General features: G+C 68.7%; 22 protein-coding genes. 9 read left to right on the forward strand and 13 right to left on the reverse strand.

Translation table 11 applies throughout. From position 1 onward, the window contains the following. Positions 1–25: 25 nt before the first annotated feature. The 9 genes from AB3X07_RS13245 to AB3X07_RS13285 form a co-directional block, all read right to left on the reverse strand. Entirely contained in the window at positions 26–3,148 is a 3,123-nt protein-coding gene (locus tag AB3X07_RS13245; protein ID WP_369939064.1) for a discoidin domain-containing protein, read from the reverse strand. A gap of 404 nt (positions 3,149–3,552) precedes the next feature. After that, positions 3,553–4,389: a carbohydrate ABC transporter permease gene (locus AB3X07_RS13250; protein ID WP_369939065.1), complete on the reverse strand. Its 837-nt coding sequence runs from the start codon at positions 4,387–4,389 to the stop codon at positions 3,553–3,555. Then, on the reverse strand, positions 4,386–5,267 hold the full coding sequence (locus tag AB3X07_RS13255) for a carbohydrate ABC transporter permease (RefSeq protein ID WP_369939066.1): 882 nt from the start codon (positions 5,265–5,267) through the stop codon (positions 4,386–4,388). Before AB3X07_RS13255 ends, AB3X07_RS13250 begins: the two co-directional genes overlap by 4 nt. Then, on the reverse strand, positions 5,264–6,568 hold the full coding sequence (locus AB3X07_RS13260; protein WP_369939067.1) for a sugar ABC transporter substrate-binding protein: 1,305 nt from the start codon (positions 6,566–6,568) through the stop codon (positions 5,264–5,266). Before AB3X07_RS13260 ends, AB3X07_RS13255 begins: the two co-directional genes overlap by 4 nt. Continuing rightward, complete coding sequence (locus AB3X07_RS13265; RefSeq protein WP_369939068.1) at positions 6,565–8,187, reverse strand: glucoamylase family protein; 1,623 nt, start codon at positions 8,185–8,187, stop codon at positions 6,565–6,567. The genes AB3X07_RS13260 and AB3X07_RS13265 overlap by 4 nt, the downstream gene beginning before the upstream one ends. Before the next feature lie 99 nt (positions 8,188–8,286). Then, a complete protein-coding gene (locus AB3X07_RS13270; RefSeq protein WP_369939069.1) occupies positions 8,287–11,256 on the reverse strand; it encodes a TonB-dependent receptor in 2,970 nt (989 codons plus the stop codon). Positions 11,257–11,385: 129 nt separating this feature from the next. After that, positions 11,386–12,405, reverse strand: a complete 1,020-nt coding sequence (locus tag AB3X07_RS13275) for a LacI family DNA-binding transcriptional regulator (protein ID WP_369939070.1) — start codon at positions 12,403–12,405, stop codon at positions 11,386–11,388. A gap of 293 nt (positions 12,406–12,698) precedes the next feature. Beyond that, on the reverse strand, positions 12,699–12,998 hold the full coding sequence (locus AB3X07_RS13280; protein WP_369939071.1) for a BolA family protein: 300 nt from the start codon (positions 12,996–12,998) through the stop codon (positions 12,699–12,701). Then, a complete protein-coding gene (locus tag AB3X07_RS13285; protein WP_369939072.1) occupies positions 12,995–13,294 on the reverse strand; it encodes a YciI family protein in 300 nt (99 codons plus the stop codon). Before AB3X07_RS13285 ends, AB3X07_RS13280 begins: the two co-directional genes overlap by 4 nt. A gap of 355 nt (positions 13,295–13,649) precedes the next feature. Here AB3X07_RS13285 and AB3X07_RS13290 point away from each other — a divergent pair, with 355 nt between their 5' ends. From AB3X07_RS13290 to AB3X07_RS13300, 3 genes are read left to right on the forward strand one after another with little or no spacing between them, the layout of a single operon-like run. Continuing rightward, positions 13,650–14,588: a segregation and condensation protein A gene (locus AB3X07_RS13290; protein WP_369939073.1), complete on the forward strand. Its 939-nt coding sequence runs from the start codon at positions 13,650–13,652 to the stop codon at positions 14,586–14,588. Positions 14,589–14,610: 22 nt separating this feature from the next. After that, positions 14,611–15,627 (forward strand): SMC-Scp complex subunit ScpB, encoded by a 1,017-nt coding sequence (gene scpB, locus AB3X07_RS13295; RefSeq protein ID WP_369939074.1) that lies wholly within the window; start codon positions 14,611–14,613, stop codon positions 15,625–15,627. Beyond that, entirely contained in the window at positions 15,620–17,170 is a 1,551-nt protein-coding gene (locus AB3X07_RS13300) for a pseudouridine synthase (RefSeq protein WP_369939075.1), read from the forward strand. The genes scpB and AB3X07_RS13300 overlap by 8 nt, the downstream gene beginning before the upstream one ends. Positions 17,171–17,488: 318 nt before the next feature. Here the strand turns inward: AB3X07_RS13300 and AB3X07_RS13305 are convergent, their stop codons facing one another. After that, positions 17,489–18,115 carry a hypothetical protein gene (locus AB3X07_RS13305; protein WP_369939076.1) on the reverse strand — a complete coding sequence of 209 codons (627 nt, stop codon included), beginning with the start codon at positions 18,113–18,115 and terminating at the stop codon, positions 17,489–17,491. Positions 18,116–18,361: 246 nt separating this feature from the next. On the opposite strand from AB3X07_RS13305, the gene AB3X07_RS13310 reads away from it, so the two are divergent. Next, entirely contained in the window at positions 18,362–19,066 is a 705-nt protein-coding gene (locus AB3X07_RS13310; RefSeq protein WP_369939077.1) for a hypothetical protein, read from the forward strand. A gap of 216 nt (positions 19,067–19,282) precedes the next feature. Here the strand turns inward: AB3X07_RS13310 and AB3X07_RS13315 are convergent, their stop codons facing one another. From AB3X07_RS13315 to AB3X07_RS13325, 3 genes are all read right to left on the reverse strand, one after another. Next, on the reverse strand, positions 19,283–19,720 hold the full coding sequence (locus tag AB3X07_RS13315; RefSeq protein ID WP_369939078.1) for a hypothetical protein: 438 nt from the start codon (positions 19,718–19,720) through the stop codon (positions 19,283–19,285). Positions 19,721–19,860: 140 nt separating this feature from the next. Continuing rightward, the gene (locus AB3X07_RS13320) at positions 19,861–20,676 is read right to left on the reverse strand and encodes an amidohydrolase (protein WP_369939079.1); all 816 of its coding nucleotides are present in this window, start codon (positions 20,674–20,676) and stop codon (positions 19,861–19,863) included. Between the two features lie 121 nt (positions 20,677–20,797). Then, positions 20,798–21,946, reverse strand: coding sequence for a pyridoxal phosphate-dependent aminotransferase (locus AB3X07_RS13325; RefSeq protein WP_369939080.1), 1,149 nt, complete (start codon positions 21,944–21,946; stop codon positions 20,798–20,800). Between the two features lie 214 nt (positions 21,947–22,160). On the opposite strand from AB3X07_RS13325, the gene ccmA reads away from it, so the two are divergent. The 5 genes from ccmA (at position 22,161) to ccmE (ending at position 24,981) form a co-directional block, all read left to right on the forward strand. After that, positions 22,161–22,808, forward strand: a complete 648-nt coding sequence (gene ccmA, locus AB3X07_RS13330) for a heme ABC exporter ATP-binding protein CcmA (protein ID WP_369939081.1) — start codon at positions 22,161–22,163, stop codon at positions 22,806–22,808. Then, complete coding sequence (ccmB, locus tag AB3X07_RS13335; protein WP_369939082.1) at positions 22,805–23,500, forward strand: heme exporter protein CcmB; 696 nt, start codon at positions 22,805–22,807, stop codon at positions 23,498–23,500. The genes ccmA and ccmB overlap by 4 nt, the downstream gene beginning before the upstream one ends. Before the next feature lie 115 nt (positions 23,501–23,615). Further along, on the forward strand, positions 23,616–24,365 hold the full coding sequence (ccmC, locus tag AB3X07_RS13340; RefSeq protein ID WP_369939083.1) for a heme ABC transporter permease CcmC: 750 nt from the start codon (positions 23,616–23,618) through the stop codon (positions 24,363–24,365). Next, on the forward strand, positions 24,362–24,535 hold the full coding sequence (gene ccmD / locus AB3X07_RS13345) for a heme exporter protein CcmD (RefSeq protein WP_369939084.1): 174 nt from the start codon (positions 24,362–24,364) through the stop codon (positions 24,533–24,535). Before ccmC ends, ccmD begins: the two co-directional genes overlap by 4 nt. Then, on the forward strand, positions 24,532–24,981 hold the full coding sequence (gene ccmE / locus AB3X07_RS13350) for a cytochrome c maturation protein CcmE (protein WP_369939085.1): 450 nt from the start codon (positions 24,532–24,534) through the stop codon (positions 24,979–24,981). Before ccmD ends, ccmE begins: the two co-directional genes overlap by 4 nt. Positions 24,982–25,051: the final 70 nt, after the last annotated feature.

The raw sequence follows: 25,051 nt of genomic DNA on the forward strand, positions 1-25,051 counted from the left end.
GATTCCCCATTCCCGATTCCCAGCCTCAACGCACCTCGATCTGCACATCCGCGGGCAAACTGCGAATCCGCAACTCGCCGCCTTCCCACTGCGCCGCTTCGCCGTTGATCTGGGTGCGGCCCGGTTCGCCCGGGTACGGCCAGGGCAATACCAAGCCGCCCGTGGGCACGCGCAGGCCGTCGGGGATGTGCAGCAGCAGGCGGTTCTTCTGCCGCCGCAGCTGATAGCTGAGCGGTCCCTGCGGGGTGCGCAACTGCTCGATCGCCACGCCCTTGCCGTCCAGCCACGTCGCCGGCACGCCGGCCGCCAGGACCAGGCTGTCGTCCACGTCTCGCGCGTAGGCGAACATGTCCAGCACCGAGCGCACGAAGTCCGAGGCCACCCAGGCGTGCGGCAGGTCGCCGACGAAGAACGGCTTGCGCGGCGTGCGCGAGACCACTTCGGCCCACTGGTTCCACGGCTGCGGCGCGCGGTCCTTGAAGAAGAACGCGGTCGCGTCCCAGGCGCGCTCGCGCCAGCCCAGCCGCACGAACGCGGCGACGTTGCGCCACTCGTAGGGGGTGTAGTCCTTCCACTCGCGCTTGCCGTCGCGGCGGCTGGCGAACTCGCCCCAGTAACGCTCGAAGGTGTTGTTCAGCAGCTGCGTCGGCAGCCGTCCCTGCTCGCCGCCGGGGGCCAGCGCGATGGTGGTGGAGGTGGGGTCGAAATCGCCCAGTTCCGCCGAGCCCGGCAGGAAGTCGATGTGGTGCTGCGCGGTGGCGCTCTGCAGCGAGGCGTACAGGTCCTGGCGGAACTCGTCGCGGGCGGCGGCGAAACGCGCCGCATCGTCGACCCGGCCCAGCTCGGCGGCGATCGCCACCGCGTCCTTGTAGCCGCGCAGCGCCCAGAAGTTGTCCCAGTACGAATGCATCGGCTTGGCCGAATAGCCTTCGTGGCTGATCGACACCGGCATCATCCCGTAAAACGCCGGATTGCGCGCCCGGTTCTCCTCGGTGCGCTCGCTGGCGCGCAACTGCTCCATGTACTCGTAGGCGGCCAGCACGTGCGGCCACATCTGTTCCAGGAACGCGCGATCGCCGCTGTAGCGGTAGTAGTCGGCGACGCCGAAGATCAGCTCGCCATGGCTGTCGTTCTCCGGCACCGGGTCGCTGCCGCGGTCGTCCACGCAGCACGGCACCATGCCGTTGGCGAACTGGTACGGCGCATACCACTCCAGGTACTCGCGCGCCACGTCGGCGCGGCCCAGGCGCAGCAGGCCTTCGGAGATCATCGCGCCGTCGCGGATCCAGCTGCGCGAGTACGAGCGCGTGCCCGGCTGCAGGCGCGGCCCGATCCGCGAGATCAGCATGTGCGCCAGCGCAGTGCGCAGGGTGTCGGCCACGGCCTTGCCCTCGGCCGGCACGTGCAGTTGCACGCGGTCCAGCTTGTCGCGCCACTGCGCGGCGACCTGCTGCTGGGCGGCTGCCGCGTCGAAGCCGGGCGGCAGCGCCTGCGTGCCGGTCTGCGGGATCAGCAGCGCCACCTCGCGCACTTCGCCCGGGGCCAGCCGCCCGCGGTACAGCAGCGCGCCGGAGGCCAGGCCATCGGGATCCTGCGCCTGCTGCGGCAGGCCGCTGCTGTCGGGGCCCAGCCGCTCGATGTCGATGCCGGCGTCGAATGCGGTGGCGTAGCTCGCGTCCGGCTTCTGCACCGCGAACACGCGCGGCTGGCCGTTGACCTGCACCTGGCCGCCGGCGAAGGCCAGCGAGCGGATCGGACTGACGCCGCCGACGGTGTTGAGGAACTGGCTGGGCGGATTCACCTGGAACGGCCGCACCGCCAGCGCCAGGGTGTAGTCGTGCGGCTGCTTGCTCGGATTGCTGAGCCGGTAGCGCGCCACCAGTTGCGCCTGCTCCGGGGTGCCCTGGACGAAGGCGGTGACGCGCAGGCCGGCGTTGTCGTGGCGCCAGTCCACGCTGGGGATCGGCAGGTAATCGTCCTGCAGGCTCTGCGTGGTGGTCACGTCGGCCCAGCTCAGGCGCTTGCCGTCCAGCAGCAGGAACGGCTCGATGCTGAAACCGCCCTTGCCCACCTCGATCGCGCCGTCCTCGCCGACCAGGCCCTGCTCGCGGCCGCCGTCCAGGCCGACGATGGTCCAGTACGGCTGCTCGCCGCTGAACCCGCGCGGGAACCAGCCGTGGGTCGACTCGGCGGCCACCGACTTGATGAAGTCGTTCGGGGTCGCGGCGAAGGCCAGCGGCTGCAGTGCGATGTCGGCGATCCCATAGCGGAAACTGGGGCCGTCCTCCAGGTCGATGCGCACGTAGCGCGCCTCGGTCTCGGGCATCGGCAGCCAGTCGGTGCCGCCGTTGCCGGCGGTGACCCGGCGCAGTTCGCGCCAGCTACGGCCGTCGGCCGAGCCCTGCAGCGTGTAGCGCGAGGCATGCACGCCCGGCGCCCACTGCACCTTGGCGCCGCCGAATTCGCGCACCTTGCCCAGGTCCAGCATGATGGTCTGGCGCTTGGCGTTGCCGCTGTACCACACCGTCTCCGGCTTGCCGTCGGCGATGCGCTGCTCCAGCGCCGGCGCGGTGTCGGCGCTGACCTTGGCGGTCAGCGGCGAGGTGTCCTGCGGCGGCAGCGGGGTCAGGGTCAACTGGTCGAAGCACACCGAGCCCTTGCCGCCGACCTGGTTGTAGATGGTGAACTCGACCTGCGCGCTGCGCTTGAGTTCCTTGTCCGGACTCGGCCCCCAGGCCTTGTCGATCTGCCGCTTCTTGTAGCTGACCGTGCTCCATTGCTTGGGGAAGTCGTAGCGCGGGCGGTTGACCCACCACACGTTGTCGCCGCTGGCGTCGGCCAGCTTGAACTGCAGGTCGTTGCTCGGCGAATCGCCGCGCAGTTGGAACGAGAGCTGGTAGTTGTCCGGATACTCGATCGGGATCGCGCGGCGGATCCCGGCGTAGCCGGAGACGCCGTTGAAGTCGTAGTCCAGGCAGATCGCCTTGGCGCGCCCGCCGCTGGCGGCCTGCACCAGCCGGGTCGAGGCGGTGACCTGGTTGGAGACGACGATCTGCCAGTTGTCCAGGTTGTTGAAGCCGTCCAGCGCCACCGGCGCGGTCGGCGGCGCGGCGCTGGCGTGTGCCGCCGCCAGGCCCAGCAAGGCCATCGCCCACCACCTGCTCGTCGTCGCCGCTGCTTCCGTCATAGACCGTGTGCTCCGTTGTGTCGTTGGCGTTGGTTGCAGGAGCGGCGCGTCCGACACTGTGCCGGGAAAGCGTCGCGGCTGAAGCCGCTCCTACAGGGGCATTCCTGTTGGCCTGCTGCTGGGCGCAAGTGGTGCGCGATACTGCGTGTTGCTGCGGCCGTCCGTGGCACCACATCCCCTCACATGAACGTCCGGCCCGGCCATCCATGGATGGGCGTTCGGCGCAACGCGCGCCAGTGGCGCTCCATGATCGGCAAAACCGCCGCCATCCATGGCGCAACACTCCTACACCAGAACGTCCGGCCCGGCCATCCATGGCCGGGCGTTCGGCGCAACGCGCGCCAGTGGCGCGCAAGCGTTGCGCCTCACCCCTTGACGCTGCCCAGCAACAGCCCCTGGATGTAGTAGCGCTGCAAGGCCAGGAACAGCGCCAGCACCGGGATCACCGTGACCACCGCGCCGGCCATCATCATCTCCACGTCCATGATGTGCTCGCGCGACAGCGCCGCCAGCGCCACCGGCAAGGTGTAGTGCTCCTGGTCGGTCAGCACGATCAACGGCCACATGAAGTCGTTCCAGGCAGCCATGAAGGTGAAGATGGTCAGCGTCACCAGCACCGGCTTAAGCATCGGCAGCACGATCTGGAAGAAGATGCGCAGCTCACCGGCGCCGTCGATGCGGGCGGCCTCCAGCAGTTCGTCCGGGATCGAGCGCGCGTACTGCCGCACCAGGAAGATGCCGAACACCGTGGCCAGCGCCGGCACCACCACCCCGCCGAAGTTGTTGACCAGGTGCAGCTGCTTCATCAGCAGGAACAGCGGCAGCATCGCCACCTGCGCCGGGATCACCAGCGCCGCCAGCAGGATCTGGAAGATCCGCTCCTTGCCGACGAAGCGCAGCTTGGCGAAGGCGTAGCCGGCCATGGTGTTGACCAGCAGCGAGCCGAAGGTGATCGCGCACGACACCAGCAGGCTGTTGGCGAAGTTGCGCGCCATGCCGGTGCGCGAGAACAGCTCGCCGTAGTTGGCCAGGGTCGGGCCGGTGGGCAGCAGCGGCGGCGGGAAGCGGCTGGCCTGCCCGGCCGGCATGAACGACACCGACACCATCCACAGCAGCGGCGCCAGGCTGATCAGCGCCAACACCAGCAGCCCGCCGTTGACCAGCACCGCGTTCCAGCGCGAGGCGCCGATTTCGCGGCTCATACCAGGTCCTTCTTGCGGCCGAAGCGCAACATCACGGAGGTCACTCCCAGGATGATCAGGAACAACAGGAACGCCACCGCCGACGCGCGGCCGAGGTTCCACCACTTGAAGCCTTCCTCGAACATGAAGTACAGCACGCTGACCGTGCTCTGCAGCGGATCGCCGCGGGTCATCACGTAGGGTTCGGCGAACAGCTGGAAGTAGCCGGACACGGTGATCACGCCGACCACCAACAGCACCGGCCCCAGCATCGGCAGGGTGATGTGCAGGAACTGCCGCCATTTCGACGCGCCGTCGATGCGCGCGGCCTCGTACAGGTCCTGCGGGATGCCCTGCAGGCCGGCGAGGAAGATCACCATGTTGTAGCCGAAGTTCTTCCACACCGCGAACAGCATGATGGTCGGCATCGCCCAGTGCGGGTCGCCGAGCCAGTCGATCGGGCCGATGCCCAGGTGCGCCAGACCATAGTTGACCAGGCCGTAGCTGGTGTGGAACAGGTAGCGCCAGATCACCGCCACCGCCACCAGCGTGGTCACCACCGGCGCGAACAGCGCGGTGCGGAACAGCGCCTTGAACCGCGCCATCGGCGCGTTGAGCAGCAGCGCCGAGCCCAGCGAGGCGCCGATCGACAGCGGCACGCCGACGATCACGAAGTACGTAGTGTTCCACAACGACTTCCAGAACATCTGGGTCTGCAGCAACTCGATGTAGTTGCCGAAGCCGACGAAGCGCAGATGGTTGCTGTCGGCCAGCGCGTACAGATCGAAGTCGGTGACGCTCAGCGCCAGCGCCGACAGCACCGGCAGGCCGAAGAACACGCCGATCACGATCAGCGCCGGACCGGCGAACAGCCAGCCGGCCAGGGACCCGCGCTTCATGGCGCCGCTCCCGCGGCCGGTGCCGCCTGCGGATGCTGCTGCTGGTAGATCCAGCGCCGCTTCTCCAGGATCTCGTCCACACGCTTGTCCAGGTCCTGCACCGCCTTCTCCTGGGATTCGCCGCCGCGCACCACGCGCTCGGTGACCAGCCGCATTTCCTGCACGATGCGCTCCCATTCCAACACCTTCGGCGCCGGCTTGACCCGCTCCAACTGGTCGCGAAACGCATGCGCCAGCGGGTCGTTGGCCAGCGACGGATAGTTCCAGGTGCTGCGCCGCGGCGGCATGTCGCCGATCAGCGCATGGAAGCGCGCCTGGGTCTGCGGCCGCGACAGGAACTCGATCAGCTTCCACGCCGCCTCTTTCTGCTGCGACTTGCGGAAGATCACCAGGCTGGTGCCGCCAGCGATGCCGGCGCCCGGACCGTCCGGGCCGGGTAGCGGCATCGTGCCCCACTGCCCTTTCAGCGCCGCCGGCTCCAGCTTGCGGAATTCGCGGATGTTCCAGGGCCCGGAGATGTAGAACGCATAGAACCCGTTGAAGAACTCGTCCCAGACATTGGAGATCTGGGTCTCGGACATCTTCGGCGCCCAGCCCTGTTCGAACATGTTGGCGTAGAACCCCAACGCCTTGCGGAAACCGGGGCTGCGGAAATTGCCGTAGTTGTCGTGGTCGCGCAGCAGCGGATCGTCGAGCTGCAGGCCCAACGAGAGCTGTTGTTCGAATTCGTTGATCGGCATCAGGATCGCGTAGCGCTTGGGCCCGACGTGCCGCTTCACCGCGGCCATCGCCTGTTCCCACTCGGCCCAGGTCTGCGGCAGCTTGGTCACGCCGGCCTCGCGCAGCATGTCCTTGCGGTAGAACAGCAGGCGCGTGTCCACGTACCACGGCACCCCGTACAACTGGCCGTCGATGACGCTGGTGTCCCAGATGCCCGGGAAGTAGTCCTTGGGATCAACCACCTTGGAGCGGTCGACGTAGGGCTGCAGCGGCTGCAGCGTATCCAGCGCGGCGAACTCGGGGATCCAGGTGTTGCCGAGCTGGCACACGTCCGGCAACCCGTCGGCGGCGAAAGCCGTCAGCAGCTTTTCGTGCGCGGCGGTCCACGGGATGTTCTGGATGTCCACGTGGATGCCGGGATTCTCCTTCTCGAACTCCGGGATCAGCTCGGCCACGACCTCGGCCTCGCGCCCCATCGCCCAGAACCGCACCACCTCGCCCTGCGGCTCGCGCGCGCAGCCGCCTACGGCCAGCAGCAGCAGGCCCAGCGCCATCCAACGGCGGATCGACGATGCGCTCATTCGGGGTTCTGCGGCTGGCGCTGCGCGGGATTGGGCTGCGCCTCGGCGGACGCGGCGCGCGATTCGGCGATGCCCAGCGCGCGCGCCGTCGCCGCCTGCTCGTCCTTCTTCGGCAGGGGCTGCGCCTCGCCTTCCGGGGTCAGCCAGCCGCCGCTGAAGCCGGCGCGCTCCAGCCCGGTGCGCAGGTACTTGTTCTTCTTCATCACGTTCCAGACGAACTCGTTGCGGTAGTTGGCGATCATGGTGACGATCGCGCCCTGGTCGATGCCGATGTAGTCGCCGGCCACCCAGCCGCGGTTGGGGACCATGCGGCCGGTCTTGAGCGGAATATCGTAGTTGAAGCTGGGATTGAACGAATCCAGGAAGCCGTAGCTGGAGTAGATGTAGTCGCCGAAGCGCTTGTGCATCTCCTGCGTGGCCGGGATCACCACTTCCGGGGCGAACACGATCGAGGACACCGCCGCGGTCGGCGCGATGGTGCCGTCGTCGAAGGCCTCGAACAGGCCGGCGCCGCGGGTGCGGTAGTGGAAGAACTGACGCTGCTCGCCGCGGTATTCCTGGGTGGTGTTCTGCGGACCGTCGCTGGCGGTCAGGCCCCACACGTTCTCGCCATACTCCTTCCACTTCATCGGGTTGTCGATGGCGTACTCGCGCTGAGCGAGCGTGGCGCGGCGGCTGTTGAGGAAGTAGTCGATGCCGTGCTCGCGCATGTACTGGTCCTGGATGTCGCGGAAGTCGATCCAGACGTGGTTGTACTGATGCGCGAACAGCGGTCCGAACGCCAGGTATTCCTGGCCGTAGTACACGCCCCAGTCCTTGTTGTAGGTGCGGGTCCATTCCAGCCACGCATCCGGCTCGACCGCATGGGTCGGCGAACCCAGCGCCAGCAGGTAGACCATCATGCCCTCGTTGTAGCCCATCCAGTCGTGCTGGATGAAGCCGCGCTCGGGGTACCAGCCCATCGTGATCAGCGGCGTGCGCTGCTGCATCCACTTCCAGTCCACGCGGCGGTACAGCGTGTCGGCGATCTGGCGGATCTCCTTCTCGTCGGCGGTGTCGCCTTCGTAGTAGGACTGCGCGAACAGCACGCCCATCATCAGCAGCGCGGTGTCCACGGTCGACAGTTCCACCCACTGGTCGTAGCGCAGACCCTTCTGCATGTCCAGGAAGTGGTAGTAGAACCCCTTGTAGCCGGCGCGGCCGGTGCGCTGCGGGCCGACCGGCACATCGCGCAGGAAGCGCAGCGTGGTCAGGGTGCGCTGCACCGCCTGCTCGCGGCTGATCCAGCCGTTCTCATAGCCGATCGGATACACGGTGAGCGCGAAGCCGATCGAGGCAATGCTGGCGAACGGGCGCGACGGGTAGCGGTCCACCGCCATGCCGTTCTGTTCGTTGGTGGTATCCCAGAAGAACTGGAAGGTGCGCCGTTCGATGTCGTCGAACAGCGGCGGCAATTCGGGTTTGAGCAGCTTCGGCGGCAGTTCGGCTTCCACCAGGATCACCTTCACCGGCTTCTTCTCGGCGACGACCGGTTCATCGGTCTTCTTGCACGACGTCAACAACACGCCGACCGCGACCGTCAGCATCAGCGAAAAACGTACGAAAGCGCGCTGCCTCATCGTGCCACCCCCCGTGTAATCGTTTACATCCACGCGTGAAACTATATCCCACTCTGCAAGCGCCGCGGCTCCGATCACGCGGAGCCGCGGCGGCCGGGCTTACCAGTTCAAGCCGAACGACAGCTTGAACGTCCGCATCGGCGACGCCAGCACGCCATTGGGCGTGCCGTAGGCCGTGTTCGGGTCATCGAAGGTACCGGTCGCGGTGTTGTAGTCCGCATAGTTGGTCCAGTTGAACAGGTTGATGATGTCGGCGCGCACGTTGAACTTGATGCCGGCGCCGGTATCCCATTCCTTGTTCGCCGCCAGGCTGAATTCCTTGTAGCCCAACGTGGAATCCGGCTTGTACTGGATGATATAGCACTGGTCGTTGCCCGCCAGGCAGTTGGTGCCGTAGCGCGGGGTCTGGCTGGCCAGCGAGAGCTTGCCGGACAGGGTGATGGCATACGGCAGGTCGTAGATGCCGGTCACCACCAGGCGGTTCTTCGGAATGCCGCCCGCCTCGCGCCAGCCGTAACCGGCCATCGACTCCTGATCCAGCGCGTAGTGCTCGCCGTACTGGCGGTTCTCCTTGGCGTCGGAGAAGGTGTAGGCCACGGTCAGGCCCCAGCCCGACTCCTTGTCGTAGGGCTTGTCCAGCTTCAGCGCCAACTGGTTGTTGCGCGTCTTCAGGCCGTTGGTGCCCAGCACGATCGCGTTGTAGCCGTCGGGCGAGTCGGTCGGCACGCCGGAGGTGGTGCCCGGCAGGAAGAACGACCCGTCGGCGCGGCGGTTGCCGCGCAGGAACACGAAGCCATCCTCGCTGACGATCCGGCTCAGGGTCACGTCGGTGTACCAGTCGTTGCCCCAGAAATGCAGCATGTTGCGCATGCCCAGGCTGAACTGGTCGGAGTACGGCACCTTGATGTTGTTGTCGATCAGGTAGATCTCGCGACCGCCGCCGCCGGTGCTGCCTGCGCGCAGCGCGTCCAGGCCGGCCTGGGTGGCGTAGCTGTCGTTCCACTGCACACAGGGGCTACCCAGGCAGTCGGCGGGATTGCCTGTCTGATTGAAGTAGTAGCTATACGACTTGAAGCTGTTGTTGAGCTGCTCCAGCGCCAGGTAATCGAAGATGTTGCGGTCGTAGGCACGGCCTGCACCACCGTAGATTACGTGCGCCTGATCGCCAGCCAGGTCGTAGGAGAAGCCCAGGCGCGGCTGCCAGGCATCCTTGAACGCCTTGCGGTTGTTGCCGGTGCTGATGTAGTTGGCGATGTCGTAGTTGGCGTTGTTGAGGTTGCTCCAGTTCAACAGCGCGCCGGCGACCTCGGGCGGGGTCACGAAGTCCAGGAACGAGGGAGTCTTCTCGTAGTCGTAGCGCACGCCCAGGTTCAGGGTCAGGTGCTCGTTGACCTCCCAGTCGTCCTGCAGGTAGATGCCGTACTGCTTGTTCTTGGACACCACCGAACCGCCGCCGCCGGTGTCGCCCCAGCGCACCCGGTACGGCGTGTCGACGTCGGTCAGGATGTTGTAGTAGTACTGCGGATTGGCCGGATTGATCTGGGTCGAATCCAATTCGATGTCCTTGTACTTGAAGCCCATCTTGACCGTGTGGCTGCCGTGCCAGTCCATGCTGTTCAAGGTCAGGTCGTCCTGCAGCGTCCAGCCTTCCTGGCCCTTGTTCTGGAAGCTGCTGCCGGCGCCGGCGGTGAGGATGGTGGTCTCGTTGCCGGCCTGCGGCACGTACGACAGCACGTAGCCGCTGCCGTTGGTGAGCGGGTCCTGGGTCCAGTACGCGCTCTCGTAGCTCAGGTTCAGATCATTGAGGAACGCCGCGCCGGTGTACTGCCAGCGCAGGTTGGCGCGCTTTTCCTTCTGCCCGTTGGTGCTGCCGTGCTGGTAGGTGGTGGTCTGGCCGATGTCCGACAGTTCGTCTTCCTTGCGGTACTTACCGCTCAGCTCGAACAGGTTGTTGTCGCCGATGGTCCAGTCGATCTTGGCGAAGTACAGGTCTTCCTTGAACGGGGTGCTGTAGGTGGCGACCAGCGGCTGCAGCTGCGCCGGCAACTGGTCGACGCGGTCGGCGTAGATGCCGCCCGGGATCACCGTGTTCGGCGTGTTGTATTCCTTGGCCTCGTAGGCAACGAAGAAGTGCGCGCGGTCCTTGAGGATCGGGCCGCTGAAGGTGGCGCCGTACTGGGTCTCGGAGAAGTCGTCGCGCTCGCCGGCCTTGCGCTCCAGCGGGCTTTCGGCGCGCCAGTCGTCGTTGGTGGTATCCCAGAAGAAGCTGCCGTGGAAATCGTTGGTGCCGGACTTGGTCGAGGCGACGATCGCCGCGCTGCTGACCTGGTCGAACTCGGCCTTGTAGTTGGAGGTGATGACCTTGTACTCGCCGATCGCCGACTGCGGGAACGGATTGCCGCGGCTGGAATCCTGGCCGCTGACGCCGCCGGTCAGCACATAGTTCTTCTGGCTGATGCCGTCGATGTAGACGTTGGTGCCGTTGGCCGAGGTCGCGCCCGAACGCACCGTGGTGTTGCCCTTGGCGTCGCGCTGGAACTGCACGCTGGGCACGCTGTCGGCCAGCTCCAGGAAGTTGCGCGTGGCCTGCGGCAGCTTCTCGATCTGCACGTTGGAGATGTAGGTGGCGTTCTCGGAGGTGCGGGTCTCCACCAGCACCGGCGGCGCGGTGACCTGGACCGCGTCGAGCGTGGTGGCGCCCTCGCCGTTGGCGCCGGCGGCCGGCGCGCCGCCGCCGAGATTCAGCGTGGCGGTCTGGCCGACCTGCACGGTGACGGTCTGGCTGGTGGTCTGGCCGTTGGCGGTCAGGTCGATGCGGTAGGAACCCGGCGGCAGGCCGCCGACCGCGTAGCTGCCGTTGCTGACCGGCACGGTGCGGGTCAGGCCGGTGGCCAGGTTGGTGGCGGTGACCTGCGCCTGCGCGGCGGCATCGGCCGCGACCTGGCCGCGGATGGTGGCGGCGGTGCTCTGCGCGAACGCCGGCGCGGCGCCCAGCAGCAGGCAGCTGGCCAGCGCGGCGCTGAGCAGCTTGCGGGCCGGCTTGGCCGTCGTGTGGGTAAGGTGATTCATGAAACCCTCCAGGTTGGTTCTTGGTGTTGTAGTGATTGCGTACACAAGGGAGAAAAGTGCAACAAGTGATTGCGACGAATGGACAGCGACAAACAGGCGCGGCGCGCTGGCCGCGGGGTTTCCTCCTGATTACTCCTTGCTCACGTTGCGGCTCGAATCGCGCACGACCAGCAGCGGCGTCAGCGTCTGCCGCAGCCCCGCGTCGTTGCCGGGTTGATCGATCAGCTGCAGCAGGCGCCGCATCGCCTGCTCGCCGAGGCCGGCGATACTCACCTGCATGGTGGTGAGGGATGGGTGAACGAAACGCGCCAGCGGAATGTCGTCGAAGCCGGCCAGGGCGACGTCGTCGGGCACGCGCACGCCGGCCTGGGCGAAGGCGTACAGGCAGCCGAGCGCGGTCATGTCGTTGGCGGCGAACACCGCGTCCGGCAGCACGCCGGCCTGCAGCATCGCCTGCCCCGCGCGATGGCCCGAGGCCTCGTCGAACTCGCCCGGAAACTCCAGGCCTTCGGCCACGCCCGGATGCGCGGCGATGACGTCGCGGAATCCGCGCAGGCGCTCGCGCGCATCGAAGTTGAGATCCGGGCCGCCGACGAAGGCGATGCGGCGGTGGCCCATCGCCAGCAGATGCTCGGTCATCGCCACCGCGCCGGCATGGTCGTCGATGCTCAGCACCGGATAGCCGCCGTCGGGCAGATGGGTGTTGATCAGCACCGTCGGCAAGGCCTGCGGCAGGTTGTCGGTCAAGAAGCCCGGGCGCTCGGCGTAGGGCGACAGCACTAGCAGGCCGTCCACGCGCCCGCGCATCGCGCGCAGCGCGCGGCCCTGCTCTTCCGGGTCGCCGTGGTAGCTGGACACCAGCAGGTGCTGGCGGCGCGCGCGCGCGGCGCCGTCGATGCCGCGGATCAGTTCGGAGAAGAACTCGCCGTACAGGTCCGGCAGCACCACGCCGATGGTCTGGGTGTGGCGGCTGCTGAGGCTGCGCGCGGCCGCGTGCGGGCTGTAGCGCAAGCGCTCGGCCACCTCCAGCACCAGGGTGCGGACCGGCTCGGCGACGTTCTCGTGGCCGTTGAGCGCACGCGACACCGTGGCCACGGATACCCGGGCCTCGCGTGCGACATCCTTGATGGTGACCGCGCTCTTCGCCATCGTGCCGCCCTCCGCGGCAGAGACATTGAGAAACTGGCGCGGACTGTAATCGTTTTCAGCGCGAGGCAGAAGCCTTTTGTTATTTTTCCAATAAAAAACTTATGATTCAACGACTTGGATTATCACGAAATCGCCCGATTCATGATGCGTCGCAACATAATTCAAGGGCAAATTCCGCTCTGCACCCCAATTTCAATTGCCCGGACAGCGCAACCCGCGATCCGTCGTTCCGCCACATCCGCAGCCGCAAACCCGGCACGCGTCGCCCGGGGGCCAACGCGACCCGGCCACCGTCAGGCGCCGCCGGGCGGCGCCTCGGCGCGGATCGACAACGCATGGATATCGGTCTGCATCATCTCGCCGAGCGCGGCATAGACCGCCCGGTGCCGGGCCAGCGGCGCCATCCCGGCGAACGCGACGCTGACGATGCGGACATTGAAATGGCCGCGCCCGTCGCGCGCGCCGGCATGGCCGGCATGGCGGTGGCTGTCGTCCTCCACCTCCAGCGCCTGCGGCGCGAAGGCGGCCTGCAGCGCGGCGCGGATGCGCCCCACCCGGCCCGTCGCGGTGCCGTCCTGGACAGGCGCGCTCATGGCAAGGTCTTCCGGAACGGCCGTACCTCGACCCGCGCATACACGCCGGCGGCCACGTACGGGTCGGCCTCGGCCCAGTCACGCGCCTGCGTCAGCGACGCGAATTCGGCCACCACCAGGCTGCCGCTGAAGCCGGCCGGGCCCGGGTCCTCGGCGTCGATGGCCGGGCACGGACCGGCCAGCAGCAGGCGTCCGGCCTCCTGCAGCGCCACCAGCCGCGCCAGGTGCGCCGGCCGCGCCGCCGCGCGCCGCGGCAGCGCATCGGCGCCGTCGTATCCCTCGATCACATACCACATACCGCCACCCTGCCCTTCGTTGCGCACATGAACCCCGCGCAATTCTAGCGCCACGGCGCTGGACACCGACCCGGCAGGCGCATTACCCTTGGTTCCATTGCACGCGGCCGGATGCAGCGGCCCGTCGGTGATTGGCGCCCCAGCCCCTTCCGACGACCGATTCGCTGCCCGATACCCGCCCGCGCAGACGTCCTCCTCAAGCTGTCCCGTCGCCGCGACGCGTGCGGCGTACGCCTTGTGTCCTGTTGAAGTGGATCGCGTTGCGGCAACGACGCGACGTGAACCGCGGTAGGCAAGCGCCGAGCCGGACCGCCCCTGCCGGCCTTTCGCTACCGCAACACCTGATGTCCGACCGATGACCTCCGAACTCGCGCTCGCCGCGAACCCGCCAACCCAGCCGACCGCCCCACAGCAGCAGGAAATGCCGCTGGCGGTGGTGCATGGGCAGCCGGTGCTGCAGATCCCGCAGGACCTGTACATCCCGCCGGACGCGCTGGAAGTGATCCTGGATGCGTTCGAAGGCCCGCTGGACCTGCTGCTGTACCTGATCCGCCGGCAGAACCTGGACATCCTGGACATCCCCGTCGCCGAGATCACCCGGCAGTACGTGGACTACATCAACGTGATGCAGGAGCTGCGCTTCGAACTGGCGGCCGAGTACCTGGTGATGGCCGCGATCCTGGCCGAGATCAAGTCGCGCATGCTGCTGCCGCGGCCGCCGGCGGAAGACGGCGAGGAATCCGATCCGCGCGCCGAACTGGTCCGCCGCTTGCAGGAGTACGAACGCTTCAAGCAGGCCGCCGAGGACATCGACGCGCTGCCGCGGCAGGATCGCGACACCACCCCGGCGCACGCCCACGTGCCGGACCGCGCCGCGGTCAAGCTGCCGCCGCCGGTGGAGCTGAAGGAAATGCTGCTGGCGCTGTACGACGTGCTCAAGCGCGCCGAACTGTTCAGCGGCCACGCGATCAAGCGCGAGGCGCTGAGCGTGCGGCAGCGGATGGGCGATGTGCTGAGCCGGCTGGACGACGGCCGCTTCTACCGCTTCGAATCGCTGTTCAACGCCGAGGAAGGCAAGCTCGGCGTATTGGTCACCTTCCTGGCCCTGCTGGAGCTGGCCAAGGAGCAACTGCTGGACATCGTCCAGGAGCCGATGGAGCACGTCGTGCGCGACGGCGAACGCCTGCCGATGGCGCCGATCTACGTCAAGTCGCTGGCACTGGGCAACACCAACGCGCCGCTGCAGTTCAACAGCGAATTCGACGACAGCGACGCCGCCAACGACCCCACCTGAGTCCACCAAGACCCTCCCACGCATGGATCAAGCGCTGATCAACCGCATCGTCGAGGCCGCCCTGCTCGCCGCCAACCAACCGCTGCCGCTGGCCCAGCTGCACGGCCTGTTCCCCGAGGACGAGCCGGCCCCGCCGGGCAGCATCGAGCGCGCGCTGGAACAGTTGCGCGAGGCCTGCGCCGGCCGCGGCGTGGAACTGGTGGAAGTGGCCTCGGGCTTCCGCTACCAGGTCAGCAGCGAGGTCCACCCGTGGGTGGCGCGGCTGTGGACCGAGCGCAAGACCCGCTACACCCGCGCCACGCTGGAGACGCTGGCGCTGATCGCCTACCGCCAGCCGATCACCCGCGGCGAGATCGAGCAGGTGCGCGGCGTGGCGGTCAGCAGCAACATCATCCAGGCGCTGGAAGAACGCGAGTGGATCCGCGTGGTCGGCCACCGCGACGTGCCCGGCAAGCCGGCGCTGTTCGGCACCACCAAGGGCTTCCTGGACTACTTCGGGCTCAAGCGCCTGGACGAACTGCCGCCCTTGTCGGAACTGAAGGACATCGGCGAGCTGGAACCGCAACTGCAGTTGGACCGCGACACGCTGCCGGTCGGCGACATCGCCCAGGCCGGCGCGGACGGCGCGGATGCGGGTACCGCACCGACAGACGCCGACGCCGCCGAGGGCACCGGCCCCCTCGGCACCGCGACCGACGCCGAGGACGAACTCGCCGCAGCGAGCGACGCGGACACGGACGAAGCCGACCAGGCCGACGCCGACGCCGACGCCGCGCCAGAGACCACAGGCGACGCCACCGCGGCGCCCGGCGCCACCACCGACGCCACACGCGATGCGGACCCCGCCTCCCCGGCGGTTGTCGCATCTCCCGACACCGCCCCGACGGGCGAACCCGAAGCCGCGCCGGGAGAGCGCGCGGCGGATGCGAACGAAGCCGAAGACAACGCCGTCGCGACGACGACCGTGGCTGTTGACGATGCCGATTCCGAACCACAGGCCGACGCGATCCGCGCCGGCCGGAGCCAAGTGAATGAGTGACACCTCCCGCAAGCTGTCGTTGAACAAGCTCTCGCTCAAGCGCGATGCCGCCGAGCAGCCGAAACTGGAAGAACGCCTGCACAAGGTCCTGGCGCAGGCCGGGCTGGGCTCGCGCCGCGCGCTGGAGCAGCGCATCGCCGACGGCCTGGTCAAGGTCAACGGCGAGGTCGCGCAGACCGGCATGTCGGTCAAGAGCGGCGACAAGATCGAACTGGACGGCCGCAGCTTCGTCGCCAGCGCGCTGACCGAGCCGGCGCGCGTGCTGATCTACAACAAGCCCGAAGGCGAAGTGACCACGCGCGAGGATCCCGAAGGCCGCCCGACCATCTTCGAGGCGCTGCCGGCGCTGAAGGGCTCGCGCTGGATCGCGATCGGGCGCCTGGACATCAACACCACCGGCCTGCTGCTGCTCACCACCGACGGCGAACTGGCCAACGCGATGATGCACCCCTCCTACGAGATCGAGCGCGAGTACGTGGTGCGCGTGCGCGCCCCGGAAGGCGAGGAGAAGGTGCCGGACAGCATGATCGAGCGCCTGTCGCGCGGCGTGCTGCTGGAAGACGGCGGCGCCAAGTTCGACGAGATCGAGCGCATCGGCGGCACCGATTCGCACGATTGGTTCCGGGTGGTGGTCAAGGAAGGCCGCAACCGCGAAGTGCGCCGGCTGTGGGAATCGCAGGGCTGCCAGGTCAGCCGCCTCAAGCGCACCCGCTACGGCAAGATCGCGCTGCCGCGCGAACTGCTGCGCGGGCACTCGATCGAACTGGCGCAGGACAAGGTCGAGGCGCTGCGCGCCGAGCTGAAGCTGGAGGAAGGCACGCCGTCGGCGCTGACCCTGCAGCCGGTGATCGGCCAGCGCAAGGCGGCCAAGGCCACGGTGCAGGTCGGCCGCGGCGGCAACGCCTACGTCAACGGCCACAACACCGCCGACGAAGGCCGCGAGCTGCGCCGCTTCGACAATTTCCGCGAGGACCGCGGCCGCGGCCGCGGCGGCAAGAAGCCGCACGGCGGCCTGACCGTCAGCGGCGAAATGGCCGCCAAGCAGGCGCAGAAGCCGTTCAAGCAACGCACGCCGAAGGGTCCCAAGCCGCTGCCGGACGGCAACCCGGCCGCGTTCCGCACCTGGTACGTGCCCGATGGCGTCAGCACCGGCCCGACCGGCCACCGCAATGCCGGCCCGGCGGCGCGCGGCGGCGCCGGCCAGGGACAAGGCCGTCCCTACGGCAAGCCGCGTCCCGCCGGCGCCGGCGCGGGAGCTGGCCAGGGTGCCGGCCGTAGCCAGGGCCAGGGGCAAGGTCAGCGCAAGGCGCATCCGTACGGGCACCCGGGCAATGCGCCGAGCTTCCCGTCCGATCACGCCACGCCCGGGTTCAGCCCCTACGGCGCCGCGCCGCGCTCGGCGCGTCCGGCCGGCCCGCGCGCCGACGGGCAGAAGCGCGGCCCCGGCGGCCGTCCGGGCGGCAATCGTCCCGGCGGCGGGCGTCCGGGTGGCGGCGGCCGCCCCGGCGGCGGCGGCAATCGCGGCCCGCGCGGCGGCGGCTGAGTCCCCCGGCCGGTGCTCAGCACCGGCCATGCAGACACGAAGGGCGCCTGCGCAGATGGCGCCCTTTTTGCTGGGCGCCTCGACAGACATTGCAGGCAAGCGCTAGCGAGCCGATGCCGCCAGCGGCAACCGGAGCAGCGCTGCGGTCACCACGCGTCCCGCACCAGCGCCGACGGGGATGCGTCATCGTCAAATCCCGAACGGCTTGCGCCGGCGCGGGTCATCTCCGCGCTCTGGCACAAACCGTTGTTCCTGCCTTGCGCTTGCACGGCGCTCCTGCAAGCGTGACGCCGCCTGTTGGGACGATGACATGCCCTCCTAAGGCGAGCCTGCCCGGCATCCCTGGCTGTAAGCCACGGCGTAGGATTTCTCCATGCACCGCACCAATCCGTCGACCACGTCGGCATTGGGCGGCCAGTGCATCTTGAGCATTTGCCCATTCTGCATCGGCAACTCGACGAAGCCGTCGTGCAACGGCGGCAGGTCCGGCGCTGGCGGGACCGCGTCCAGGGCCTTCTTCGCCGCCGCCAGACCCTTTCCATCGTGGGCGAGGAAGGCAATCGTCGCGTCGACATAGGGATTCCATCCAGCAGGATCCTGTGCCGCGGGCTTCTTGGACGCCTGCATCAGTGCCATCGCGGCCGGATAGTCGCCGGCGAAGGCGCGCAACTGGCCCTCGTGCCAATACAGAAGGCCCGGGTCGTCGGGATGCGCCTGCCTGTAGTCGCGAATCAGATCGGCAGCGGCCGTTTCGCAGCCGGGACGCGCCGCGACGGCACGCCAACCACCGCCGCCATCGCTCACCTCCTGATCGAACTGGTGCTGATCCAGGGCCAGCAACCTGGTCCTGTCGACGTCGCAACCCTGCATGTGCTGCTCCGCTGCAGGCGCCTCGCGCACCGACAGCAGCAGGAGGACAACCGTCGCCAGCACAATCCTGCCCATCGCTCGTCCCTCCTGCCTGCCGCATGCGCCGGATATCCGTCGCGATCTTGCCACGGCAGAAGCCTGCCTGCGCACCAACGTTCCACCGGTCCCGGTCCTGCAGCCACGCATGGCGCTACGCTGTGCCGCGACGGCCCTGCACGGGGGCATGCCCCTGTCGCCGCTGCACGACCGCGGCGAAGCCGATATCCTAGACCGCCTCGGCTGCCCACTTCCGCGGCAGCCTCCACCGATCGGGATATCTCCATGTCACGGAAGATGCTGCTGCCGTTGTTGATCGCCACCGTGCTGAGCCTGGGCGCCTGCAAGAAGGTGCAGGAAAAGGTGCAGGAAGAAGTCGCCGCCGCGCAGAACCCCTACCCAAAGAGCTCGCCGCTGCACGAGCCCTTCGACCGCATGTTGCGCAAGCTGGTCAACGACCCGCGCTACATGGCGCTGCTCAAGCAGGGCGACAAGGCGAAGGCGCAGCAGGCCGGCTTCGAACTGGCGCAGAAGGGCATCGCCCGGCTCGATCACGCCACGCTGGAAAAGCGCCTGGAAATCCTCGCCGCGGTCAGCGAGAAGGTGGACGTGCCGCAGTGCGCGGTCCTGGCGCGCGGCGGCAATCCGAACGACGCGCAGGCGATGAGCGCGGCGATGCTGCAGGGCCTGGAAAGGCTGCCGCCGGCGCAGATCGACGCCTGGTTCGACATGTCGCTCAAGGCCACCAACGCGCAACTGAGCAACACGCCGCCGCAGCCGGTGGCGCCGGCCGACGTGCAGGCGGCGATGGGCAGCCTGGTCAAGGCATTGCCCGCCGACGAACAGCAGCGGTTGATGAAGGTGCTGCCGCAGATCGCCCAGGCCAACGACGACGATGCCTGCTGGGCCGCACGCACGCTGTACAAACAAGCCTTGGCGGCCAAGGAACCGGAGCGCGGCCAGTTGGCCTGGGTGTTCGCGCAGCAGTAAACGCACCAGGGCGGACGCAGCTGGCCTCTTGGCGGGGCCGGCTCGATTGCGGCACGGCGTGGAGCGCGACGTTGGCGAGTCGCGGAGACGTTCAACGCGAGCGCGGCACGCTCGGCGATTCGTAAAAAGCGAACCCAGGCGCACCACTACGCCTGGGTTCGCAATTCGCCGCTTGCTCCCTCGCGCGCAACGCGTCGCGAGGAAAGCCGTGGCGCCTTACTTGCGGCGTTCGATCACGAAGTTGCCGACGTTGACGCCCAGGTCCACGCCCTCGCCGGTGCCGGCCAGGGCCAGCGAGATATCGCCCTTGGTGACGACCTGCGCGGTGCTGGACTTCACCACGCCGGCGTGGGCCTCGGCGGCGGCATAGGTGCCGAACAGATCGTTGAGGCTGTAGGCGCCGCTGAAGGTGCCTCGGCCGCCGACGATCTTCGACTTGCCGACGGTCAGGCCACCGCCCTTGCTGCTGATCTTGACCGGAATCACCGCACCGTCGTTGCAGGTGATGGTGCCGGTGCCGCTGGCGGTCTTGTAGAACACCGACCAGCCCGACAGGTTGAACGACAGCTTGCAATCGATGTTGCCCGCGGCCTGGGCCTGCGGCGCGAGCGCGGCGGCGCCCAGCAGCGCCAACAGAGAGAGCGACTTAATCATGTGGGCATTTCCATGGATGGGAACGGCGCGAGCGTAGCAGCGCCGATGTGGCGGCCGTGACAACGCAACAGGGCGCCGGAGCGCCCGTTCAGCAGACATTTCCACTTGCGCCGCGGCTGCCCTGCGGCTCCCAGCGCAGCCTACTCGTGCAGGGTGAAGGCGTCGGCGTCGAGCATCGCCGGGAAGCGCGCGCGGTGCGCGGCCAGGGCCGCCGCCGAGATCGTGGTGGTGGCCACCTGCTCGCGCTCGCGGATCTCCAGTTGCGGCTGGCCGAGGAAGTCGATCACCGCGCTGTCGCCGGCGTAGTGCAGGCCGTTGCCGTCCTCGCCGACCCGGTTGACCGCGGCCACGTAGCACAGGTTCTCGATCGCCCGCGCGCGCAGCAGGGTGCGCCACGGATGCGCGCGCGCCGACGGCCAGTTGGCGACGAACAGCTGCAGGTCGAAATCCAGCTGGCCCGGGCGCTCGACGTCGTAGCGGTTGCGGCAGAACACCGGGAAACGCAGGTCGTAGCAGACCTGCGGATTGATCCGCCAGCCCTTCCACTCCACGCACAGCCGCGCGCGCCCGGCGGCGTAGCGCTGGTGCTCGTTGGCGTAGCGGAACAGGTGGCGCTTGTCGTAATGCTGCAGTCCACCGTCGGGCGTGGCCCACAGCAGGCGGTTGAAGACCTTGGTCCCGCCGTCGTCGTCGGCCACCCGCAACTGCACGCTGCCGGTCACCGCCGCGCCCAGCCGCGCCGCCTGCTCGCGGATCCAGGCCACGGTCGGCCCGTCCATGTCCTCGGCCCGGTCCAAGGCGTCGTTGGAGAACCCGCTGGTGAAGGTTTCCGGCAGGATCACCAGGTCGGTGGCGCCGGCCAGCGGCGCCAGCAGCTCGGCGTAGTGCGCGCGATTGCCGGCCGGATCGTGCCAGCGGGTGTCGCCTTGGATCAGGGAGATGCGCAGGTCGTTCATGGCGGGGAATGGGGAATGGGGAATGGGGAATGGGGAATGGGGAATGGGGAAAGGCTAAGCGCAACCGCCGCTTTTCACCATTCCCCATTCCCGTTTCCCCATTCCCGGCGGCCGCGCGCGCCTACAGCGCGCGCAGCCGCTCGATCGCCGCATCCAGCGTCGCCTCGTTCTTGGCGAAACACAGCCGTGCCAGGCGCTGGCCGGGCGGCGGGGTTTCGTAGAACGGGGACAGTGGGATCGCGGCCACGCCCTTTTCGATGGTCAGCCATTTCACGAACTCGGTGTCGGGCAGGTCGCTGACCGCCGAGTAATCGACCAACTGGAAATAGCCGCCCGGCACCGGCAGCGGGGTGAGCCGCGTACCGAGCAACTGTTCGCGGAAGCGGTCGCGCTTGGCCTGGTAGAACGCGCCCAGTTGCTCGTCGTGCTCGGGCTGCTCGCGGATCATCGCGGCGAAGGCGTGCTGGGCCGGGCCGAAGCTGGTGAAGGTGTTGTACTGATGCACCTTGCGGAACTCGGCGCTCAGCGCCGGCGGGGCGATCGCGTAGCCGATCTTCCAGCCGGTGCAGTGATAGGTCTTGCCGAAGCTGGACACGACGAAGGCGCGCTCGCGCAACTCCGGCCAGCGCAGTACCGACTCGTGGCGGCGGCCGTCGAACACGATGTGCTCGTAGACCTCGTCGGAGACCAGGAAGATGTCGCTGCCGCGCAGCAAGTCGGCCACCGCCCGCAGGTCGTCGGCGCCGAACATCGCCCCGGACGGGTTGTGCGGGCTGTTGAGCATCAGCAGCCGGGTACGCGGGGTGATCGCCGCGCGCACCCGCTCCCAGTCCACCGCGAAGGTCCGCGGATCCAGCGGCACGTGCACCGCGCGCGCGCCGGCCAGGTCGATCGCCGGCTCGTAGCTGTCGTAGGCCGGGTCCAGCACGATCACCTCCTCGCCCGGGCGCACCACCGCATGGATGGCGTTGAACAGCGCCTCGGTAGCGCCGCTGGTGACGGTGACCTCGGTGTCCGCGTCCACCTGCGCGCCGTAGCAGCGCAGCGCCTTCTCGGCGATCGCCTGGCGCAGCGCCGGCACCCCGGTCATCGGCGGATACTGGTTGTGGCCCTCGCGCATCGCCTGCGCCAGCGCATCGATCAGCCGCGGCGGCGCGGCGAAGTCGGGGAAGCCCTGCCCCAGGTTGACCGCGCCGTGTTCGGCGGCCAGTTGCGACATCACGGTGAAGATGGTGGTGCCCACCTTGGGCAGCTTGGTCTGCGGGTGCATGCGGCGGCGACGGCAACGGGAAAACGCCGAGTGTACGCAAAGCCGCTGGCCGGCGATGCCGCGGCGGCCTGCAAAACAGCGTTCCCCCTGGCGCCCGCGGCGGCGGCGCAGGCCGGCCGCCGCCGCGCCAGACCGTCGCATGCCGATACAATGCGCGGCTCCCGCCGCCACCGCCCACCGCCGCCGCGCCCATCCCGCCGCGGCTCTTTCGCCGATGACCGATCCGCTGCATTCCCCGCCGCCGCTGCTGGCCGCGCGCGGGCTTACCTTCGCCCGCGACGACGCCGCGGTGTTCGGTCCGCTGGACTTCCACCTGGACGCGGGCGAGGCGCTGCTGGTGCAGGGCGACAACGGCGCCGGCAAGACCACCCTGCTGCGGGTGCTGGTCGGGCTGCTGCGCGCCGAGGCCGGGCGCATCGAGATCGACGGGCACGCGGTGCGCCGCGGCGACCGCGCGCGCTACATGGCCTACCTGGGCCACCTGGGCGCGCTGAAGGCCGACCTGAGCACGCTGGAGAACCTGCACTATCTGTGCGGGCTGCAAGGGCGCCGCGCCAAGCAGATGCCGGGCAGCGCGCTGGCCATCGTCGGCCTGGCCGGCTACGAGGACACCCTGGTGCGGCACCTGTCGGCCGGGCAGAAGAAACGTCTGGCGCTGGCCCGGGTGTGGCTGTCGCCGGCGCCGCTGTGGCTGCTCGACGAGCCCTACGCCAACCTCGACCTGGACGGCATCACCCTGGTCAACCGGATGATCGCCGCGCACCTGCGCAGCGGCGGCGCGGCGCTGGTCACCACCCACGGCGCCTACGCGGCGCCGCCGGTGCGCACCCGCATGTTGAACCTGAGCGGAGTCGCCGCATGAGCCTGGCCGCCCCCGTTCCGTCCCTGTGGCAGGCCACCCGTGCGTTGCTGGTGCGCGATCTGCGCCTGCTGTGGCGGCGCCGCGGCGACGCCTTGCAGCCGGCGCTGTTCGCGCTGCTGATCGTGGCCCTGTTCGCGCTGGCGCTGGGCAACCAGCCACGCCTGCTCGGCGAGGTCGCCAGCGCCGCGCTGTGGCTGGCGGCGCTGCTGGCCGGACTGCTGGCATTGGACAGCCTGTTCCGCGGCGACGCCGAGGATGGCTCGCTGGAACAGTGGCTGCTGGCGCCGGTGCCGCTGGCCTGGCTGGTGCTGGTGCGGGTGCTGCTGCACTGGCTGACCACCGCGCTGCCGCTGATCCTGGCCACGCCGCTGCTCGGCGAATTGCTGCACCTGCCGCATGACCGCATGCCGGTGCTGCTGGCATCGTTGGCGCTGGGCACGCCGCTGCTGAGCCTGATCGGGGCGGTGGTGGCGGCGCTGACGGTGAGCATGAAGCGCGCCGGGATCCTGGTCGCGCTGCTGGCGCTGCCGCTGTACGTGCCGGTGCTGGTGTTCGGCGCCGGCAGCGTGGCGGCCGCGGCGCAGGGCCTGGATCCGGGCGGTGGCCTGCTGCTGCTAGCGGCCGGGCTGGTGCTGGGCCTGGTGCTGGCGCCGCTGGCGGCGGCGGCGGCGATCCGCATCTCGTTGAGCTGAGCGCATTTGGCGCAGCGTCAACGCGGCGCGGGCCGTACCATCGCACCATCCTGCGCTATCGTCGCACCGTTGTCGCCGCACCCGTCGCACGCCCTCGCCCGCTAGAATCGACCGCATGTCCTCCGTCGTCCGCTGGTTCCACCAACTCGGCTCGCCTCCCGCCTTCGACCGCTTCGCCGCGCGCTGGACGCCGTGGTGCTATCTGGCCGCGTTGCTGCTGGGCGGACTGGGCATCTGGCAGGCGCTGTTCGTGGTGCCGGCCGACCGCCTGCAGAGCGACGCCTTCCGCATCCTCTACATCCACGTGCCGAGCGCCTGGATGAGCCTGTTCGTGTTCGGGCTGATGGCGCTGTACGCGGCGATCGCGCTGGTGTGGCGGATCAAGCTGTGCGAGGTGCTGGCGATGGCCTGCGCGCCGATCGGCGCCGCCTTCACCGCGATCACCCTGGCCACCGGCAGCATCTGGGGCAAGCCGATGTGGGGCGCGTGGTGGGACTGGGACCCGCGCCTGACCACCGAACTGATCCTGCTGTTCCTGTACATCGGGGTGATGGGCCTGTACCTGGCGATCGAGGACCGCCGCAACGCGGCGCGCGCGGCCGGGCTGCTGGCCATCGTCGGCGTGGTGCTGCTGCCGGTGATCCGTTACTCGGTGGTGTGGTGGAACTCGCTGCACCAGGGCCAGACCATCCAGTTGTTCGGCAAGTCGAGCATGGACCCGAGCATGATGCCGCCGTTGTGGCTGATGGTGGCCGCGACCAAGTTCTGGTTCGCCGGCTCGCTGCTGGCGCGCGCGCGCGCCGACAACCTGCGCCGCGAAGCCGGCAAGGACTGGGTGACGAAACTGGCGGAGGCGCGCGCATGAACTACCTGCCCTACGTGGTCGGCGCCTATGCCGTGTTCGCCGGCGTGCTGCTGGCCGACTTCGTACTGGCGCGGCTGAAGGTGCGCAGCGCCCTGCGCGCGGCGCGACTGCGCGCACAGCGCCGGCAGCAACCCAAGGCCGACCCGGCCACGCTGGACCTGAGCCGATGAACCCGCAACGCAAGCGCCGGCTGCTGTTGGTGATGGTGCTGGTGGCGGCCGCGGGCCTGACCACCACCCTGATGGCAATGGCCCTGCAGCGCAACACCGCCTACCTGTACACCCCGGCCGAGGTGCTGGCCGGCAAGACCGGCGACCACGCGCGCTTCCGCCTCGGCGGCATGGTCGAGAAGGGCTCGTTCCAGCGTCCGCCCGGCTCGCTGCAGGCGCGCTTCCGGGTCACCGATGGCGATGCGCAACTGACCGTCAGCTACGACCGGATCCTGCCCGACCTGTTCCGCGAGGGCCAGGCGGTGGTGGCCACCGGCAGCATGCGCGATGGCGTGTTCGTGGCCGAGGACGTGCTGGCCAAGCACGACGAGACCTACATGCCCAAGGAACTGGAAGACAAGATGGGCAGCGCGCATCGCAAGCATGCGGTGGAGACCATGCAGTGAGGGCGTTGGCGGGCCGGGGCTCGGGACCCGCGCGCCGGGCCCCGGACAAGCGGCGGCGAGACGCCTGCGG

The organism is Xanthomonas sp. DAR 35659 (assembly GCF_041242975.1).
GTDB lineage: Bacteria > Pseudomonadota > Gammaproteobacteria > Xanthomonadales > Xanthomonadaceae > Xanthomonas_A > Xanthomonas_A medicagonis.